This is a genomic window from Streptomyces sp. NEAU-YJ-81, from assembly GCF_017592595.1.
Lineage (GTDB): Bacteria > Actinomycetota > Actinomycetes > Streptomycetales > Streptomycetaceae > Streptomyces > Streptomyces hygroscopicus_B.
This window is the reverse complement of the sequence record NZ_JAGFNO010000030.1, coordinates 14,581-32,735: the sequence shown is the minus strand read 5'-3', so window position 1 is coordinate 32,735 and position 18,155 is coordinate 14,581. Positions and strand designations below refer to the sequence as shown.

Below are 18,155 nucleotides of genomic sequence, written 5' to 3'. Positions count from 1 at the left end.
TACAGTGACAGAAGCGCTGCGCATGCGGCTGGCACGCGCTCCATCACGCGATCGAAGGGACGTACATGCCCATGGGTCACACGGCCACGCAGCAGGCCGGCTCCGGCGGCCTGAAAGCGACCGAGCACCGCCTGGCCAATGGCCTGCGCGTGGTGCTCTCCGAGGACCATCTGACCCCGGTCGCCGCGGTCTGTCTGTGGTACGACGTCGGCTCGCGCCATGAGGTCAAGGGGCGCACCGGCCTGGCTCACCTCTTCGAGCACCTGATGTTCCAGGGCTCGGCGCAGGTGACCGGCAACGGCCACTTCGAGCTGGTGCAGGGGGCCGGCGGCTCGCTCAACGGCACGACCAGCTTCGAGCGCACCAATTACTTCGAGACCATGCCCGCCCACCAGGTCGAGCTCGCCCTGTGGCTGGAGGCCGACCGGATGGGGTCCCTCCTGACCGCGCTGGACGAGGAGAGCCTGGAGAACCAGCGCGACGTCGTCAAGAACGAGCGCCGCCAGCGGTACGACAACGTCCCGTACGGCACCGCCTTCGAGAAGCTCGTCTCCATGGCGTACCCCGAGGGCCACCCGTACCACCACACCCCGATCGGCTCCATGGCCGATCTGGACGCGGCCTCCCTGGAGGACGCGCGGGAGTTCTTCCGCACCTACTACGCCCCGAACAACGCCGTGCTGTCGATCGTCGGCGACATCGACCCCGAGCAGACGCTCGCCTGGATCGAGAAGTACTTCGGCTCCATTCCCTCCCACGACGGCAAGCGGCCGCCCCGCGACGGCACGCTCCCGGAGGTGATCGGCGACCAGCTGCGCGAGGTCGTGGAGGAGGAGGTCCCGGCCCGTGCCCTGATGGCCGCCTACCGGCTGCCGCACGACGGCACCCGTGAGGCCGACGCCGCCGATCTGGCGCTGACCGTCCTCGGCGGCGGGGAGTCCTCCCGGCTCCACAACCGCCTGGTGCGCCGCGACCGCACCGCCGTGGCCGCCGGATTCGGCCTGCTGCGGCTGTCCGGCGCCCCCTCGCTGGGCTGGCTGGACGTGAAGACCTCCGGCGGTGTCGAGGTGCCGGCCATCGAGACCGCCGTGGACGAGGAGCTGGCCCGCTTCGCCGAGGAGGGGCCGACCCCGCAGGAGATGGAGCGGGCGCAGGCGCAGATCGAGCGCGAGTGGCTGGACCGGCTGGCCACGGTCGGTGGCCGGGCCGACGAGCTCTGCCGGTACGCCGTGCTCTTCGGCGACCCGCAGCTGGCGCTGACCGCCGTGGAGCGGGTGCTCGACATCACCGCCGAGGAGGTGCGGGCCGTGGCCGCGGCGCGGCTGCGCCCCGACAACCGCGCCGTGCTGGTCTACGAGCCCCTCCAGGGCGCCGAGGACGCAGCCGACACCGCCGAAGCCGCCGAGACCGACGCAGAAGGGGAGGCGGCCCAGTGAGCGACGCCGTCACCGCGACCATGACCTTCCACCCGCAGCCCAAGGGCGGTGCGCCCAAGCCGTGGGCGTTCCCGGCCCCCGAGCGCGGTGAGCTGCCCAACGGCCTTACGGTGCTGCGCTGTCACCGCCCCGGCCAGCAGGTCGTCGCCGTCGAGATCAATCTGGAGGCGCCGCTGGACGCCGAGCCGGCCGGGCTCGAAGGCGTCGCCACGATCATGGCGCGCGCCCTGTCGGAGGGCACCGACAAGCACGACGCCGAGGAGTTCGCCGCCGAGCTCGAGCGCTGCGGCGCCACGCTGGATGCGTATGCCGACCACCCCGGCCTCCGCGTCTCCCTGGAGGTCCCGGTCTCCCGGCTGCCCAAGGCGCTCGGACTGCTGGCCGACGCACTGCGCGCCCCCGCCTTCCCGGACGGCGAGGTCGAGCGGCTGGTGCGCAACCGGCTGGACGAGATCCCCCATGAGCTGGCCAATCCGGCCCGCCGCGCCTCGATGGCCCTCTCCGCGGCCCTCTTCCCGGCCGAATCGCGGATGTCCCGGCCGCGCCAGGGCACCCAGGAGACCATCGAGGGCATCGACGCCGCGGCCGTGCGGGCCTTCTACGAGGCGCATGTCCGCCCCTCCACCGCGACCGCCGTCATCGTGGGCGACCTCACCGGGGTCGACCTCGACGGGGCGCTCGCCGACACCCTGGGCGCCTGGACGGGTGGGGCGGGCGCGCCGCGCACGGTTCCCCCGATCGTCGCGGACGACCTCGGCCGTGTGGTGATCGTCGACCGGCCTGGCGCGGTGCAGACCCAGCTGCTCATCGGGCGCGTCGGCGCCGACCGCCATGACCGGGTCTGGCCCGCGCAGGTGCTCGGCACGTACTGCCTCGGCGGCACCCTCACCTCCCGCCTCGACCGTGTGCTGCGCGAGGAGAAGGGCTACACCTACGGGGTGCGCGCCTTCGGCCAGGTGCTGCGCTCCGCGCCCCCGGCGCCCTCGGGCGGCTCCGCGGGCGCCGCCATGCTGGCGATCAGCGGCTCGGTGGCCACCGAGGTCACCGGGCCCGCGCTGGAGGACCTCTGGAAGGTGCTGCGCACGCTGAAGGAGGAGGGGCTCACCGACGAGGAGCGCGATGTCGCGGTGCAGAACCTGGTGGGCGTCGCCCCGCTGAAGTACGAGACGGCGGCGTCCGTCGCGGGCACTCTCGCCGACCAGGTCGAGCAGCACCTTCCGGACGATTTCCAGGCGCAGTTGTACGCCCGCCTCGCGGAGACCGGCACGGTGGAGGCGACCGCTGCGGTGGTGTCCGCCTTCCCGGCGGACCGGCTGGTCACGGTGCTGGTCGGGGACGCCTCGGCGATCGAGGAGCCGGTCCGGGCGCTGGGCATCGGCGAGGTGCGCGTCATCTCCGGCTGAGCCGCCCGGAGTTGGCCGGTTGGCCGGATCCGGACCAAGAACCGGCGATCCGGCCGGCTCACTGACGATCCGGGTCCGCTGACGATCCGGCAGCCGGTCCCGTCAACGAGCTCACAGCGGAAGGACCCTGGCCCCGTAAAGGTGCCGGGGTCCTTCCTTCATGCCCGATTTGCGGGAGTGACAGCTTGTTTGGTTTGTGGCGAGAGCAACAAAAAACCGGAACCGTTTGGTGATCGAAAGCGGGCCCGTTTAGCGTCAGTCCGGCTGTTCGCCAGCAACCCGCCGCACCCGCGGCACGGACAGTCATCGCCGAGTCCCCGTACGGCGCGAGCCAGGGGAGCCGGGGACCCACACGTCCCCAGGGGTGAATCGGGCGCCTTCCCCGGCCGGGGGAGGAGTCCGTAGGAGACCTTCCTGCTCCGAACCCGTCAGCTAACCCGGTAGGCGAGAAGGAAGGAAAGGAGTGCGCCTCAGCATGGCGTCCACCCGCACTGCCACCGGGAAACACCGCCGCACCACCAAGATCAACGTCCGCACCGGCGCGAACGTCGTGGGCATCACCACCGTCGCCTCGGGCGTCGTCGCCGGGATCACCGGACAGGCGTTCGCGGCCGACACCGGCCCCAGCCCCCAGCAGACCGGTCTGACCCAGGCGATCGTGATCGGCGACGGGATCGCGGACCACATCGAGGCCCAGGCGCAGTCCCAGGAGACCGCCGCCGAGCAGGCCGCCGCCAAGGCCAAGGCGGAGGCGATCGCCCGCCAGGAGGCCGCCAGAAAGGCGGAGGCCGCGGCGAAGAAGGCCAAGGCCGAGCGCGAGGCCAAGGAGCGCGCGGCGCGCGAGGCCGAGCGCAAGCGCCTCAACACCTTCGAGACGCCGATCGGCGGCTCCTACGTCTCCACCGGCTACGAGGCGGCCAGCGGTCTGTGGTCCTCCGGCAGCCACACCGGCATCGACTTCCACGCCTCCTCCGGCACCTCGGTGCACTCCGTGGGCATGGGCGAGATCGTCGAGGCGGGCTGGGGCGGCTCCTACGGCAACAACGTCGTCATCAAGATGAACGACGGCACCTACACCCAGTACGGCCACCTGTCGTCGATCAGCGTCTCGGTCGGCCAGAAGGTCACCCCCGGCCAGCAGATCGGCCTGTCGGGCGCCACCGGCAACGTCACCGGACCGCATCTGCACTTCGAGGCCCGCACCAGCCCGGACTACGGCTCGGACATCGACCCCCTGGCGTATCTGCGCTCGCACGGCGTCAACGTCTGACCTCGCGGGACTCCGCGCACGCCCGCGGTCCCGCGAGAATCCGAGAAGGCCCCGTCCCCCGGACGGGGCCTTCGGCGTGCCGCGCCGCCGGCTGACCAAAAAATATCCATGAAATGCACTCCGCCATCGGAAATGACGTCCGATTGGAATAGAGTCGTTCAATGCGCGTTCCATGGATGCGTTTCGCGGGCGTTAAGGCGGAGGTTCGACAATGTGGGACCGGAAGTGAGCGGGGATACGACCGCGGTCCAGAGCGGTCGCCGGATTTCGGCGCATGCGGTGTGTACGGCGATTCGCGACGACATCGTCTCCGGCACATATCAGCCCGGCAGCCGGCTCACCGAGGAACTTCTCGCCCGGCGCTACGGCGTCTCGCGGGTGCCGGTCCGAGAGGCCCTGCGCACCCTGGAGTCCGAGGGCTTCGTGACGACCCGCCGACACGCGGGTGCCTGCGTCGCCCAGCCCTCCGAGCGCGAGGCGGCCGATCTGCTGGACATCCGGGCGCTGCTGGAGCCGCTGGGCGCCGCACGGGCCGCACAGCGCCGCACCGAGGCCCATCTGAAGGTGCTGCGCGGGCTGGTCCGGCTCGGCCGGGAGCGGGCCCAGCACGGCCGGCTCGGTGAACTGCGGCCGCTGGGCGACTGGTTCCACGAGACGCTCGCCCAGGCGTCCGGCAGCCCGAGCCTGGCCGCGATGCTCGTCCAGCTGCGCCGCAAGACCGTGTGGGTGTACGCGGCCGCTCCCGCGCCGCAGCCCGCACCGCCCGGGGGCGCCCGGCGCCCCGACCCGGCCGCGCGGGCCGTGGAGTCCTGGGCGGAGCACGGCGCGCTGGTGGACGCGGTGGCGCGCGGCGACGCCGACCGGGCGCGGGCGCTCGCCGCGGCGCACACCGAGCGCGCGCTGGCGGAATACCGGCAGCGCCGCCCCACCCCGGTGAGGGCTTCGAAACATTCCGTAAACACGGCGAGCGGCCGGAATTAACAGCGATCCCGTATACAACTCTCGGGAATTCCCGGCGCGGTTTCGCGGCGCCCGGTTCTCGGTACTCCGAGTCGGGATGGAAACGGAAAAACAGCGGGGCCGCGGTGACCGTAATGGTCACCGCGGCCCCGCCGTGTCGAATCCTTGATTCACACGGGAATCACCTGTGAATCAGAGGGGGGATCAGACGGTCTCGGGAAGCTCCTCGAGGCCCTCCGCCACCAGCTTCGCCAGCCGGTCGAGCGCGACCTCGGCATCGTCCGCGTCGGAGGCGAGGACGACCTCCTCGCCGCCCTGGGCGCCGAGGCCCAGCACGGCCAGCATGGAGGCGGCGTTGACCGGGGTGCCGTCGCCCTTGGCGATCGTGATGGGGACGCCGGCGGCGGTGGCCGCCCGGACGAAGATCGACGCAGGGCGGGCGTGCAGGCCCTCGGCCCAGCCGATGGTGACGCGGCGCTCAGCCATGGTGTTGCCCTTCAGGTGTGACGGGTGCTGTTGTCTAGACCAAAATCATACGGTGTCCGGATCCACCCGGTCTATGTCCGAGTGAGCCCGGGCATGCCCGGACTGGCCCGATACGGACCTTCCCCCGACACTCGGCCCCGACGCAAGGGTGTCCACCATCCGGACCGGGCGGGCCCGTACCCTGGGCCCCATGCGGAGCCCGTCGGACCATCACGCCTACCCGACCCACTGGGAAGCCGATGTGGTGCTCCGGGACGGCGGCACGGCACAGATCCGTCCCATCACCCCCGATGACGCCCAGCGGCTGGTCAGCTTCTACGAGCGGGTCTCGGACGAGTCGAAGTACTACCGCTTCTTCGCGCCCTACCCCCGCCTCTCCGACCGTGACGTCCACCGCTTCACCCACCACGACTACGTCGACCGGGTGGGCCTGGCGGCCATCGTGGGGGATGAGTTCATCGCCACGGTGCGCTACGACCGCATCGACGGACGGGGGATGCCGGCCGCGGCCCCCGCCGACGAGGCCGAGGTCGCCTTCCTCGTCCAGGACGCCCACCAGGGCCGCGGAGTGGCCTCCGCGCTCCTCGAACACATCGCCGCCGTCGCACGCGAGCGGGACATCCGCCGGTTCGCCGCCGAGGTGCTGCCCGCCAACACCAAGATGATCAAGGTGTTCACGGACGCGGGCTACACCCAGAAGCGCAGCTTCGAGGACGGCGTCGTCCGCCTCGAATTCGACCTCGAACCCACCGACCGCTCCCTGGCCGTCATGCGCGCCCGCGAGCAGCGGGCCGAGGCCCGCTCCGTCCAGCGGCTGCTCGCGCCCGGCTCCGTCGCCGTCATCGGCACCAGCCGCACGCCCGGCGGAGTCGGCCGCACCGTGCTGCGCAACCTCCTGGACGGCGGCTTCACGGGGCGCGTCCACGCCGTCAACCACGCCTTCCCCGACGACATGGCGCACCTGGAGCCCGAGGGGGTCCCTGCCCACCGCTCGCTGCGCGCCATAGAGGAGCCCGTGGACCTCGCCGTCGTCGCCGTCCCCGCCGAGCGGGTGCCCGCCGTCGTGGCCGAATGCGGTGAGCACGGCGTCCAGGGCCTTGTCGTGCTCTCCGCCGGATACGCCGAGAGCGGGAGCGAGGGCCGCGACCGGCAGCGCGACCTCGTCCGCCAGGCCCGGTCCTACGGCATGCGCGTCATCGGCCCCAACGCCTTCGGCGTCAGCAACACCGCCGAGGGCGTCCGGTTGAACGCCTCCCTGTCCCCGCAGCTGCCCAACCCCGGCCGGCTGGGCCTGTTCACCCAGTCCGGGGCGATCGGCATCGCGCTGCTGTCCGGGCTGCACCGGCGCGGCGCCGGGCTGGCGAGCCTCGCCGGGATCGCGGGGATATCGACCTTCGTATCCGCGGGGAACCGCGCCGACGTCTCGGGCAACGACCTCCTCCAGTACTGGTACGACGACCCGCGCACCGACGTCGTCCTGATGTACCTGGAGTCGATCGGCAACCCCCGCAAGTTCACCCGGCTCGCCCGGCGCACCGCCGCCGTCAAACCGGTGGTCGTCGTCAAGGGCGCCCGCCACACCGGCAGCGCCCCCACCGGCCATGCCGTGCCCACCACACAGATCCCGGACGCCACCGTCTCCGATCTGCTGCGGCAGGCGGGCGTCATCCGGGTCGACACCGTCACCGAACTCGCCGACACCGGGGTGCTGCTCGCCTCCCAGCCGCTGCCCGCCGGTCCACGCGTCGCCATCCTCGGCAACTCCGAGTCGCTCGGCCTGATCACCTACGACGCCTGCCTGACCGAGGGGCTCCGCCCGCTGCCGCCCCGCGACCTGACCACGGCTGCCGCCCCGGACGACTTCCGGCGCGCCCTGACCGAGGCCCTTACCGACGACGCCTGCGACGCCGTCGTCGTCACCGCCATCCCCTGGGTCGGCGACGGGAATGCCGGCCCTGGGGACGGCGACGGCAGCGCGAAGGCCCTCGCGACGGCCGTAAGGGAGGCGGCCCAGGCTTCCGGGCCCGGTCCGGCCAAGCCGGTGGCCGTGGTCCACCTGGAGATCCAGGAGCTCGCGGAGGCCCTGGCCGGCACCGGCGGCGAGCCCGCCCCCGGCACCCGCCGGATCCCCGCCTATCCCGCCGCCGAGCGGGCCGTGCGCGCGCTCGCCGAGGCGGTGCGGTACGCGCACTGGCGGCAGGAGGCCGCCGAGCCCGGACGGGTCCCCGAGTACGACGACATCGACGAGGCGGGTGCGGCCGCCGACATCCAGGTGCTGCTCGCCCCGGCCGACGTCACCCCGGGCGACGGCGCGGGCGGCGGGACCGGCGACGGTAAGGGCGGCGGCACAGGCGGCGGGACCGGCGAAGCCACGGGCGTCCGGACCAGCGACGGTAAGGGCGGCGGCACGGGCGGCGGGACCGGCGACGACGCGGGCCTCGGCGTCGAGCTGTCCGCCGCCGACACCCAGCGCCTCCTGGCCCGCTACGGCGTCAGCGTGCTGCCCGCCCTCCCCGCGCCCGACCCCGACGCCGCCGTGCGGGCCGCCGAGCGGCTCGGCTTCCCGGTCGCGCTCAAGCCCACCGCCGCCCACCTGCGCCACCGCGCCGACCTCGGCGGGGTACGGCTGGAGCTGGGCAGCGAGACGGAACTGCGCCGGGCCTACGCCGAGTTGACCGACTACCTGGGCCGGCCCGAGGAACTGGGGCTGGTCGTGCAGCGGATGGCGCCACGCGGCGTGGACACCGTCGTACGGGCGGCCATCGACCCCGCCGCCGGGGCCGTGCTCTCCTTCGGGCTCGCCGGCGCCCCCTCCGAACTGCTCGGCGACACCGCCCACGGCCTCGTCCCCGTCACCGGCCGGGACGCCGCCGAGCTGATCCGGTCCATCCGGACCGCGCCGCTGCTGTTCGGCTGGCGCGGCTCCAAGCCCGTGGACACCGCGGCCCTGGAGGAACTGCTGCTGCGGGTGTCCCGCCTGGTGGACGACCAACCCGAGATGGTCGCCGTCGACCTCGAACCCGTCGTCGTCGCCCAGCAGGGCCTCTCCGTGCTCGGCGCCTCGGCGCGGCTCGCCCCGCCGCCCCCGCGCACCGACCTGGGCCCCCGCCACATGCCCGCCTACTGAGTCGTCCGGCGCCTTGGCGGGCACCGGCGCCGGTGTCGGCGCGGCCCCGTAGGATGGTGCACATGGCGAAGACCGGTACGACGACCCAGGGGCTGCGCGCGGCGATCGAGCGCAGCGGCTATTACCCGGCACTCGTGGCCGAAGCGGTGGAGGCCGCCGTGGGTGGTGAGCCCATCGTGTCGTACCTGGTCCATCAGGAGACCACCTTCGACGCCAACGAGGTCCGCCGCCATGTCACGGTCCTGGTCCTCACCGGCAACCGCTTCATCGTCAGCCACACCGACGAGCAGGCCGCGGACGGCACCTCCCCGTCGCCGTACGCGACCACCTCCACCGAGTCCGTGAAGCTCCAGCGGATCTCCTCGGTCGTGCTCAGCCGGGTCGTGGCCAACCCCGAGTCGTACACGCCGGGCACACTGCCCCGCGAGGTGGTGCTGACCATCGGCTGGGGGGCCGTCAGCCGCCTCGACCTGGAGCCCGCCGCCTGCGGCGACCCCAACTGCGAGGCCGACCACGGCTATACGGGCTCGTCCACCGCCGACGACCTCAGCCTGCGCGTCAGCGAGGCGGGGGACGGCCCCGACACCGTCCGCCAGACCCTGGCCTTCGCCCAGGCGCTCTCCGAGGCCACCGCGGCCACGCCGGACACCGGCCGCTGATGTCCGGCTCCGCCACCGGCCCGCTGCCCTCCGCCGCCTCCTTCTGGCCAGAGCCCACCCCGCTCGACCCCCGCTCCGCCCCCCTGCCGAAGTACGGCACCGGCTCGCTCGCCGATCTGCTGCCCGCCGTCGCCGCGGGCCAGGAGGTCCCGGGGCTCTCCTCCGGTCTGGGGCTCGCACCCGCCGACCGCGTCTGCGTCTTCCTGGTCGACGGCCTCGGCTGGGAGCTGCTGCGCGCCCACCCCGGCGAGGCGCCCTTCCTGACCTCGCTGCTGCCCAGTTCGCTGGGCGGTGCCGGGAAGCCGCTCACCGCGGGCTTCCCGTCCACCACCGCGACCTCGCTCGCCTCGGTGGGCACCGGACTGCCTCCCGGCGCCCACGGTCTGCCCGGCTATACGGTGCGGGACCCCGGCACCGGCCAGCTGATGAACCAGCTGCGCTGGCAGCCCTGGACGGATCCGCACGACTGGCAGCCGTATCCGACCGTCTTCCAGCTCGCGGATGCCGCGGGCGTGCACACCTGCCAGGTCTCCGCGCCGACGTTCGCCGAGACCCCGCTCACCAAGATCGCCCTGAGTGGCGGCACCTTCCACGGGCGGCTCACCGGCGAGGAGCGGATGGACCTCGCGGCCGAGCAACTCGGCGCCGCGGGCCGCTCGCTCGTCTACACGTACTACAGCGAGGTGGACGGCAAGGGGCACCGCTTCGGCGTGGACTCGCCCGAGTGGCGTGATCAGCTCCGCTATGTCGACGGGCTCGCCCAGCGGCTCGCCGAACAGCTCCCGCCCCGCTCGGCGCTCTATGTGACCGCCGACCACGGCATGATCGACATCCCCTTCGACCCGGAGTCGCGCATCGACTTCGACGAGGACTGGGAGCTGCGCGCGGGCGTCTCGCTGCTGGGCGGCGAGGGCCGCGCCCGCCATGTGTACGCCGTTCCCGGCGCCGCGGGTGATGTGCTGGCCGTCTGGCGTGAGGTGCTGGGGGAGCGGATGTGGGTGGCCGGCCGTGACGAGGCCATCGAGGCGGGCTGGTTCGGCGGGCCCGGCGGTGCCGATGGCGGCGGTAAGGGCGTCGACGACCGGGTCTACCGCCGGATCGGCGATATCGTGGCCGCCGCGTGTGACGACGTCGCGATCGTCGCCTCGCATACCGAGCCGAAGGAGTCCGCCATGGTCGGGCTGCACGGTTCGATGACCCCCGTGGAGCAGCTGGTGCCGCTCCTCGAAGTACGCTCCTGAGCGCCCCCGTTCACCCCCGCCCTACGAAAGGCTCCGCTTCCCCATGCCCGAGCTGGTGTTCTTTTCCGGAACGATGGACTGCGGAAAGAGCACCCTCGCTCTGCAGATCCAGCACAACCGCTCGGCGCGCGGGCTCCAGGGCATGATCTACACCCGGGACGACCGGGCGGGCGAGGGCAAGCTCTCCTCACGGCTGGGTCTTGCCACCGAGGCGGTCGAGGTCGCCGACGACCTCGACTTCTACGACCATGTGGTCCAGGCGCTGACCGCCGGGGGCCGGGTCGACTACGTCATCGTGGACGAGGCGCAGTTCCTGACCCCGCCCCAGATCGACCAACTCGCCCGGGTGGTCGACGACCTGGAGCTGGACGTCTTCGCCTTCGGCATCACCACCGACTTCCGCAGCAAGCTCTTCCCCGGCTCCCAGCGCCTGGTGGAGCTCGCCGACCGGGTGGAGGTGCTGCAGGTGGAGGCGCTGTGCTGGTGCGGCGCCCGGGCGACGCACAACGCCCGTACCGTCGGCGGCCAGATGGTCGTCGAGGGCGCCCAGGTCGTCGTGGGCGACGTCAACCGGCCGGAGAGCGAGGTCGGTTACGAGGTGCTGTGCCGACGTCACCACCGGCACCGGGTGACGGCCGCCGGAGCCCGCGCCGCCGCCCTGTCGCCGGATGTGCTGCCCGTCGACTGAGGGGTCTCCCTTTGATCAGCCCCTCAGCCCCTCAGCCCCTGGCCCTCCGGCCGGCGCTCCCGCCTATCCCTCGGCGCGCCGTACGACGGTGAAGGCGGCCCCTTCCGGGTCCCGCACCGTGGCCCGGTGGCCGGTCGCTCCCCGCGACGGCGGCCGCACCACCTGACCGCCCAACTCGGTGACCCGGCGCACCGTGTCGTCCACATCGTCCACCGCGAAGTGCGTCATCCAGTACGGGCCCCGGTCGCGCGGCAGGGCGTCGCCCACGCTCTGGATCGCGCAGACCGGCCGGCCGTCCAGGTGCAGGGTGCGGCAGCCGGGCTCCTCCCCGGCCGCCGTCTCCGCCTGGTAGCCGAAGACCATCCGGTAGAACTTGTGGACCCCGGTGCCCTCACGGGTCAGCAGCTCGTGCCAGACCGGGGTGCCCGGCGCCCCGGTCTCCTCCGCCGTGTACGTGGACTCCTGCCACACCCCGAACACCGCGCCCTCGGGGTCGGCGGCGATCAGCATCCGGCCGGCCTCGTCGGCGTCCAGCGGGCCCACCGCCACGGTGCCGCCGCAGGCGCGGATCATCTCGGCGGTCTCATCGGTGTCGTCGGACGCCAGATAGGTCGTCCAGGCCACGGGCAAATGGCGTTCCGGAGGCAGCTCGCTCAACCCGGCGACCGGCCGGCCGCCCTGGACCGCGCGGACGTACGCGCCGAGCTGCTGTGGGCCCGGTGTGAACTCCCAGCCGAACAGGGAGTGGTAGAAGTCCTGTGTCGCGGCAAGGCTGTGCACCATCAGACTCGTCCAGCAGGGCGTGCCCGGTGTGCGCCGAGTCGCTGCCTGGGTCATACGTCAATCTCTCCTCGGACCATCGTGGTGGACATGCGGCCCCGGGCCGGTCGGCGGCGCGGGACGGTCGTGCGGAGGTGCTGATGCGGGGGGTCCGACCGATGTTTTCACCACCTGTCGCACATGGCGCCCTGGCGGAACCGCAATTCGCCGTACCCCGCAGCAGAATGTCTGAATTACTACCGCACGTCCGTTTCGGCTTCATTGCGCTCTGGTGTCACTCGGACGTACACCGGGTGACCGGGTGGTCCAATCGACGCAGAGATATCTACGCAAGGATGGTTCCTATGCATGCCATCATCACCGCATCCGATCTCATGAGTGAGCTGGCGGAGGAGCAGCCTCCGCTCCTGCTCGATGTGCGCTGGCAACTCGGTGGGCCGCCCGGCCGCCCCGCATACGAGGCGGGGCATCTGTCCGGTGCCGTCTACGTCGATCTCGACACCGAGCTCGCGGCCCCGCCCGGAAAGACCGGCCGCCACCCCCTGCCCGATCTTTCCGCGTTCGCGGCCGCGATGCGCCGGGCCGGGGTGAGCCAGGACCGGCGCGTAGTGGCGTACGACGGCGGACAGGGGTGGGCCGCGGCGCGCGCGTGGTGGCTGCTGCGCTGGGCGGGGCATCCGTCCGTCAGGGTGCTCGACGGAGGTCTGCCCGCCTGGACGGCGGTCGGCGGCGCCCTGTCCACCGATGAACCGGACGCGCCCGAGGGCGACTTCGTCCCGCGGCCCGGGGCCCTGCCACTGCTGGAGGCGGACGACGCGGCGGCGCTCGCGCGGCGCGGGGTGCTGCTGGACGCGCGCGCGGGCGAGCGCTACCGGGGCGAGGTCGAGCCCATCGACCCCGTCGGCGGCCATATCCCGGGCGCGGTCTCCGCCCCCACGGTGGAGAACGTCACGGCCGACGGTCACTTCCTGCCCGCCGACCGGCTGGCCGAGCGATTCGCGGCCCTGGGCGCCACGGAGGACGGCGAGGTCGGGGTGTACTGCGGCTCCGGGGTCTCGGCCGCGCACCAGGTCCTGGCGCTGGCCGTCGCGGGCGTTCCGGCGGCGCTGTACGTCGGCTCCTGGAGCGAATGGTCCTCCGACGGCGACCGTCCGGTGGCCACGGGCCCCGAGCGGGGCTGAACACGCCGCAGGGCCCCGCCACCGGCGTGCGGTGGCAGGGCCCGGATCGGCCGCCGCCGGCCGTGGTGCGGCCGGCGGCTTCCTTCGCTGCTACTCCTGCTTCTTGCGGCGGGTGCCGAAGACGATCTCGTCCCAGCTCGGCACCGCGGCCCGGCGGCCCGGGCGGACGCCGTCCGCCTCCGCCTGGCGGTCCGTCGTACCGGTCAGCCGGTCGCGGTGGCCCGCCACCGAACGCGGCATCAGCACATCCGCGTACGCCGAACCCGCGCTCGCCGCGGAGGCGGGCGGCTCGACGGCCTCCGGCTCCTCGTCGGGCTCCTCCGGCGGAGCGGCCGACGCGACCGGCGACTCCGGCACGACCATGTCGCCCCGGAAGTTGGGCACGGCCTCCAGCAGGCTGGTGAGCGAGTCCCGCTCACCGAGACCGTCGTCCAGCGAGGCGGACGCGGGCGTGGCCGCCGGGGAGTCGTCGTCGAAGCGCTCGGACGACGGCCGGTCGCGGTCCCGATCCCGGTCACGCGGCAGCCGGGCGATCCGCGGCACGAACGGGAAGCTGGGCTCGGGCGTGTCGTCGGCCTCGCCGATCAGCGACCGCGCCTCGTCGTCCACCGCCTGGACCAGCCGCCGGGGCGGGTCATAGGTCCAGCTCGCCGAGTGCGGCTCACCGGCGACCCGGTAGACCAGCAGCACCTCCCAGGTGCCGTCGTCGCGCCGCCAGGAGTCCCACTGCGTGGTGTCCTTCTCGGCGCCGCGCAGCAGCAGTCGCTCCGCTACGGCCTCGCCGAGCTGCGGTCCGGTGTTCTCGCCGGGGCGGCGCACGGGAGTCTTGCGGGCGCGCTCGGCCATGAAGGCGCGCTCCGCGAGCACCGGGCCCTCGAAGCGCCGCACGCGGTCGACGGGGATGCCCGCCATCTGCGCGACCTCTTCGGCCGTGGCGCCGGCACGTATACGGGCCTGGATGTCACGGGGCCGCAGATGGCTCTCGACCTCGATCTCGATCTGGCCGAGCCGAGCGCGGTCATTGCGCACCGCGGCGCGCAGTCGCTCGTCGATGGGAAGCGTGTACTCCGTGCTGTCCGCAGCCTTGAGCACCAGCCGTGTGCCGTCGTTGCTGACGGCCACGACACGCAGTTCGGGCATGGGAACCTCCCGGGTGGTGCCTGCCGACGTCACGGTTGCGTCGCTGCTCTCCCGCTAGACGAGTGTGGCCTGCCCGGGTGCAGCCTGCCACAACTTTGCCGAGTTGCCCGGGCCGGTTGGTTGCCGCCTTCTGACCCCTCCCGCTGGGTCCGGGCGGCCGGACGGGAAAGCGGGGCCAGGGCTCGCCACAGTACTCCATTCGGGCCGCTCGGGTGGAGCGGCACGCCAGCCGAGTTCATGGCCGGAAGGGGGATCGGAGCCTGAATCCTTCGAAGTGAGGCCCAATTTGGGTGGCAAGTTTCACAGAAACGACAGAATCGGAACGATCTGCTTCGTTTATCGGTCACTTCTCCCTGCAGGCTGGAACGAATGTCCAAGCGAGGCGGGAGATGCACGGTAAGGCCGACGGCGACGGACAACCCAAGAGCGGGCGGATCGAGCTGAGCGTGGCCCATGTGGCCGGCAGCGCGCTGGCGGCCATCGCCGCCGCGGTACTCGCCTCCAAACTGGGCGTCTACGGGACGATCCTGGGCGCCGGTGTGATGAGCGTGGTGGCGACCGCGGGCGGCACCGTCTTCCAGCATCTGTTCCACCGCACCGGTGAGCAGATCAAGGAGGTGCGGGTCCAGACGGGGCCCCGGCGGCCCGCCGGGCCCGTCACGCTCCGGCGGAAGGGGGCGGCCGGTGAGTACGGCGAGCCGACCACGCACGGCACCCGGCTGCGCGGGAGGCGGCGCCACGTCCTCGGGGCGCTGGCGGTCTTCGTCACCGCCATGAGCGTCATCACGGGGATCGAGATGTACTCCGGAGGCCCGGTGTCCAACGTCTGGGGGGAGAGCCGGAGCGGAACCACCGTCAGCGACAGCGTGAGCGGCTCCTCCGGGTCGAAGTCCACCCCCGGCCCCTCGCGCCGCGGCCCGGCCGCCCCGTCCCAGAGCCCCGGCGTGTCCCGGGGCGGCGGCGATCCGACACCGTCTCCACGTACCTCTCGCGGGGGCGGCGCGGCCGACGCGTCGACCGCGCCGACGCCCGGTTCGTCCGGATCGTCCGGCTCCGGCAAGGGCTCCGGCCCCGAGAGCGGCACCGGCGGCACGACCGCGCCCGGCACCTCCGCGCCCGCCACCCCCGGCCCCTCCCGGACCCCGTCCGGAGGTGCCACGGAGGGCGGAACGGATGGTTCCGGCGATGTCACGCCCACGCCCGGCGCCACCGACGGGCCGTGACGTGTCAGTCGCCCAGCACCCGCCGCAGATAGTCGTTGGCGAACAGCCGGTCCGGGTCCAGCCGGTCGCGTACCGCCGTGAACTCACCGAACCGCGGATAGACCCCGGACAGGTATCCCGCGTCGCGGCTGTGCAGCTTGCCCCAGTGCGGACGGCCGCCGTGGGCGATCATGATCTGCTCGGCCGCCGTGAAGTACGCCCGGTGCGGGGTGCCCCGGTACAGATGGACGGCGATGTACGCGGTCTCGCGCCCGGAGGCGGTGGACAGCGCGATGTCGTCGGCGGGCGCGGTGCGCACCTCCACCGGGAAGCTGACCCGCAATCCGGACCGGTCGACGGTTGATTTGAGCTCGCGCAGCACGGTGACCGCGGCCTCGCGCGGCACGGCGTACTCCATCTCCAGGAAGCGCACTCGGCGCGGAGAGGTGAAGACTTTGTAAGGGATGTCCGTGTAGGTCCGGGCAGATAGGGCGCGGCTGGAGATTTTGGCGATTCCGGGGATGGTGGCGGGGACCGCCCGGCCCACCGAACAGGCCACCTGGAAGATGCCGTTGGACAGCAGCTCGTCGTCCACCCAGCCGCTGACCCGGCCCACCGGGGCGGCGGGGCCGGTGCTGCGGTTGTTGCGTTTGGTGTTGCAGTTCCCGGTGTGCGGGAACCAGTAGAACTCGAAGTGCTCGTTCTCGGCCACGAGCCTTTCGAAATCGGCCATGACGCGGTCGAAGGGCATCGGCTCCTCGCGCGCGGTGAGCAGGAACTCCGGTTCCACGGCGAAGGTGATCGCGCTGACCACGCCGAGCGCGCCGAGCCCGATCCGGGCGGCCGCGAAGATCTCCGGGTTCTCCGCCGCCGAGCAGCGCAGCACCGAACCGTCCGCCGTCACCAGCTCCAGGCCCTTGATCTGGGCGGCGATCGAGGCGCTGTCCCGGCCGGTGCCGTGGGTGCCGGTGGCGGTCGCCCCGGCCACGGTCTGCTCCATGATGTCGCCCATATTGGCCAGCGACAGCCCATGGGCCGACAGCGTCTCGTTGAGCTGCCGGAGCGGGGTGCCGGCGGCGACGGTCACGGTCCCCGCCTCGCGGTCCAGCCCGCGCACGCCCGCCATGCGGTCGGGGCGTATGAGCAGCCCGTCGGTGGCGGCCGTGGTGGTGAAGGAGTGCCCGGAGCCCACCGCCTTCACCTTCAACCCCTCCGCCGCCGCCCGGCGGACCACCTCGGCGAGCTCCTGAGTGGACGACGGCGCGACGCTCCGCACCGGGCGGGCCGTCACATTCCCCGCCCAGTTACGCCACACGCTGCTCCGTACGGTCTTCATGGTCTTGACGGCCATCCGCACCCGACCCCTCCCGCTGTGGCGCCGGCCGGAGCCGGCGGTACCCGAGGAACGCCACCGCCGCCGCGAACACCCCGGCCACGGCCGGCACCGCGTACCCCGCCCGGGCCCCGGCCGCGTCCACCACCCCTCCGGCGGCCGACGAGCCGAGCGCCACCCCGACCGCGAGCCCGGTGCTCACCCAGGTCATCCCCTCGGTCAGATGCGCGCGTGGTACGTGGCGTTCGACGAGGGCCATGGTGGTGACCATCGTGGGTGCGATGGCCAGGCCCGCGACGAAGAGCGCCACGGCCAGGAACGGCAGGTTCCCGACCAGTTGGAGCGGGATCATACTCACGGCGATCGCACAAATACCCCACAACCAACGACGGGACACCGATCCGCTCAGCCGCAGCAGTCCGAAGACCGCGCCCGCGAGACAGGAGCCCAGCGCGTACACCGCCAGCACCAGGCTCGCCGCGCCCTTGTGGCCCTCGTCCTCGGCGAAGGCCACCGTCACCACGTCGATCGCCCCGAAGATCGCGCCGGTCGCCACGAAGGTGGCCACCAGCACCTGGAGCCCGCGCGAGCGCAGTGCCGAACGGCCGGTGTGCTGCCCGCGCGGATGCGGTACGGGCTCGGTGGCCCGCTGCGCGGTCAGCGAGAAGACCCCGGCCGCCAGGAAGCAGGCGGCCAGCAGCGGGCCCGCTTCCGGGAACCAGGTGGTGGACAGCCCGATCGAGATGACCGGCCCGAGGATGAAGCAGACCTCGTCGACGATGGACTCCCAGGCGTACGCGGCGTGCAGCTCGCGCGGGCAGTCCCCGTAGATCGCCGCCCAGCGGGCCCGCACCATGGAGCCCACGCTGGGCACACAGCCGGCCCCGGCGGCGAAGACGAACAGCGTCCAGTCGGGCCAGCCCCGGTGCGCGCTCAGCAGCAGTCCGCAGACGGCGGTGAGCGCCACGAGGGTCGCCGGGCGCAGCACCCGGCGCTGTCCGTGCCGGTCGACCAGCCGGGATATCTGCGGGCCGATGGAGGCCGCGGAGAGCGCCAGCATGGCCGACAGGGCGCCCGCGAGCCCGTACCGGCCGGTGAGTTCGGAGACCATGGTGACGACGCCGATGCCCGCCATGGACAGCGTCATCCGCCCGAGGAAGCCGGCCGCGGAGAACTCCTTGGTTCCGGGGGCGGCGAAGATCGCACGATAGGGGCTGGTACTGGGCAAGGCAGGCTCCGCCGTGAGCAG

At 72.8% G+C, this 18,155-nt stretch carries 15 protein-coding genes and 1 riboswitch; of the genes, 10 read left to right on the top strand and 5 right to left on the bottom strand.

All coding sequences use genetic code 11. The features are described 5' to 3' along the window. Positions 1–65 precede the first annotated feature (65 nt). The 4 genes from J5X86_RS40215 (at position 66) to J5X86_RS40200 (ending at position 5,090) form a co-directional block, all read left to right on the top strand. The gene (locus J5X86_RS40215) at positions 66–1,436 is read left to right on the top strand and encodes a pitrilysin family protein (protein ID WP_208521585.1); all 1,371 of its coding nucleotides are present in this window, start codon (positions 66–68) and stop codon (positions 1,434–1,436) included. Next, on the top strand, positions 1,433–2,839 hold the full coding sequence (locus tag J5X86_RS40210; RefSeq protein WP_208521584.1) for a pitrilysin family protein: 1,407 nt from the start codon (positions 1,433–1,435) through the stop codon (positions 2,837–2,839). Before J5X86_RS40215 ends, J5X86_RS40210 begins: the two co-directional genes overlap by 4 nt. Positions 2,840–3,136: 297 nt before the next feature. After that, positions 3,137–3,300, top strand: a riboswitch (cyclic di-AMP (ydaO/yuaA leader). Between the two features lie 14 nt (positions 3,301–3,314). Beyond that, positions 3,315–4,109, top strand: coding sequence for a M23 family metallopeptidase (locus J5X86_RS40205; protein ID WP_208521583.1), 795 nt, complete (start codon positions 3,315–3,317; stop codon positions 4,107–4,109). 225 nt (positions 4,110–4,334) lie between these two features. Continuing rightward, on the top strand, positions 4,335–5,090 hold the full coding sequence (locus tag J5X86_RS40200) for a GntR family transcriptional regulator (RefSeq protein WP_308124864.1): 756 nt from the start codon (positions 4,335–4,337) through the stop codon (positions 5,088–5,090). A gap of 183 nt (positions 5,091–5,273) precedes the next feature. Here J5X86_RS40200 and J5X86_RS40195 read toward each other — a convergent pair whose 3' ends face one another. Continuing rightward, complete coding sequence (locus tag J5X86_RS40195) at positions 5,274–5,555, bottom strand: HPr family phosphocarrier protein (RefSeq protein ID WP_020867963.1); 282 nt, start codon at positions 5,553–5,555, stop codon at positions 5,274–5,276. A 190-nt stretch (positions 5,556–5,745) separates the two neighbouring features. Here J5X86_RS40195 and J5X86_RS40190 point away from each other — a divergent pair, with 190 nt between their 5' ends. The 4 genes from J5X86_RS40190 (at position 5,746) to J5X86_RS40175 (ending at position 11,270) form a co-directional block, all read left to right on the top strand. After that, positions 5,746–8,682, top strand: a complete 2,937-nt coding sequence (locus J5X86_RS40190) for a bifunctional GNAT family N-acetyltransferase/acetate--CoA ligase family protein (RefSeq protein WP_208521581.1) — start codon at positions 5,746–5,748, stop codon at positions 8,680–8,682. Positions 8,683–8,744: 62 nt separating this feature from the next. Next, the gene (locus tag J5X86_RS40185; RefSeq protein WP_030842663.1) at positions 8,745–9,341 is read left to right on the top strand and encodes a DUF5998 family protein; all 597 of its coding nucleotides are present in this window, start codon (positions 8,745–8,747) and stop codon (positions 9,339–9,341) included. Then, entirely contained in the window at positions 9,341–10,582 is a 1,242-nt protein-coding gene (locus J5X86_RS40180; protein ID WP_078644229.1) for an alkaline phosphatase family protein, read from the top strand. The genes J5X86_RS40185 and J5X86_RS40180 overlap by 1 nt, the downstream gene beginning before the upstream one ends. Before the next feature lie 43 nt (positions 10,583–10,625). Beyond that, on the top strand, positions 10,626–11,270 hold the full coding sequence (locus J5X86_RS40175; RefSeq protein ID WP_208521580.1) for a thymidine kinase: 645 nt from the start codon (positions 10,626–10,628) through the stop codon (positions 11,268–11,270). Between the two features lie 63 nt (positions 11,271–11,333). Here the strand turns inward: J5X86_RS40175 and J5X86_RS40170 are convergent, their stop codons facing one another. Continuing rightward, entirely contained in the window at positions 11,334–12,107 is a 774-nt protein-coding gene (locus J5X86_RS40170; RefSeq protein WP_208521579.1) for a VOC family protein, read from the bottom strand. 287 nt (positions 12,108–12,394) lie between these two features. Here J5X86_RS40170 and J5X86_RS40165 point away from each other — a divergent pair, with 287 nt between their 5' ends. Next, positions 12,395–13,231 (top strand): sulfurtransferase, encoded by an 837-nt coding sequence (locus J5X86_RS40165; RefSeq protein ID WP_208521578.1) that lies wholly within the window; start codon positions 12,395–12,397, stop codon positions 13,229–13,231. 90 nt (positions 13,232–13,321) lie between these two features. Here J5X86_RS40165 and sepH read toward each other — a convergent pair whose 3' ends face one another. Further along, a complete protein-coding gene (sepH, locus tag J5X86_RS40160; protein WP_208521577.1) occupies positions 13,322–14,404 on the bottom strand; it encodes a septation protein SepH in 1,083 nt (360 codons plus the stop codon). 356 nt (positions 14,405–14,760) lie between these two features. Between sepH and J5X86_RS40155 the strand changes: the two genes are divergently transcribed. Next, entirely contained in the window at positions 14,761–15,594 is an 834-nt protein-coding gene (locus J5X86_RS40155) for a hypothetical protein (RefSeq protein WP_208521576.1), read from the top strand. A gap of 4 nt (positions 15,595–15,598) precedes the next feature. Here the strand turns inward: J5X86_RS40155 and J5X86_RS40150 are convergent, their stop codons facing one another. Continuing rightward, the gene (locus J5X86_RS40150; protein ID WP_208521575.1) at positions 15,599–16,924 is read right to left on the bottom strand and encodes a D-arabinono-1,4-lactone oxidase; all 1,326 of its coding nucleotides are present in this window, start codon (positions 16,922–16,924) and stop codon (positions 15,599–15,601) included. After that, the gene (locus J5X86_RS40145) at positions 16,878–18,134 is read right to left on the bottom strand and encodes an MFS transporter (protein WP_208521574.1); all 1,257 of its coding nucleotides are present in this window, start codon (positions 18,132–18,134) and stop codon (positions 16,878–16,880) included. Before J5X86_RS40145 ends, J5X86_RS40150 begins: the two co-directional genes overlap by 47 nt. Positions 18,135–18,155: the final 21 nt, after the last annotated feature.

Coding starts and splice junctions, on each gene's coding strand:
- J5X86_RS40215 (WP_208521585.1), top strand. CDS start 66: ATGCCCATGGGTCACACGGCCACGCAGCAGGCCGGCTCCGGCGGCCTG.
- J5X86_RS40205 (WP_208521583.1), top strand. CDS start 3,315: ATGGCGTCCACCCGCACTGCCACCGGGAAACACCGCCGCACCACCAAG.
- J5X86_RS40195 (WP_020867963.1), bottom strand. CDS start 5,555: ATGGCTGAGCGCCGCGTCACCATCGGCTGGGCCGAGGGCCTGCACGCC.
- J5X86_RS40190 (WP_208521581.1), top strand. CDS start 5,746: ATGCGGAGCCCGTCGGACCATCACGCCTACCCGACCCACTGGGAAGCC.
- J5X86_RS40185 (WP_030842663.1), top strand. CDS start 8,745: ATGGCGAAGACCGGTACGACGACCCAGGGGCTGCGCGCGGCGATCGAG.
- J5X86_RS40180 (WP_078644229.1), top strand. CDS start 9,341: ATGTCCGGCTCCGCCACCGGCCCGCTGCCCTCCGCCGCCTCCTTCTGG.
- J5X86_RS40175 (WP_208521580.1), top strand. CDS start 10,626: ATGCCCGAGCTGGTGTTCTTTTCCGGAACGATGGACTGCGGAAAGAGC.
- J5X86_RS40170 (WP_208521579.1), bottom strand. CDS start 12,107: ATGACCCAGGCAGCGACTCGGCGCACACCGGGCACGCCCTGCTGGACG.
- J5X86_RS40165 (WP_208521578.1), top strand. CDS start 12,395: ATGCATGCCATCATCACCGCATCCGATCTCATGAGTGAGCTGGCGGAG.
- J5X86_RS40155 (WP_208521576.1), top strand. CDS start 14,761: ATGCACGGTAAGGCCGACGGCGACGGACAACCCAAGAGCGGGCGGATC.
- J5X86_RS40150 (WP_208521575.1), bottom strand. CDS start 16,924: ATGGCCGTCAAGACCATGAAGACCGTACGGAGCAGCGTGTGGCGTAAC.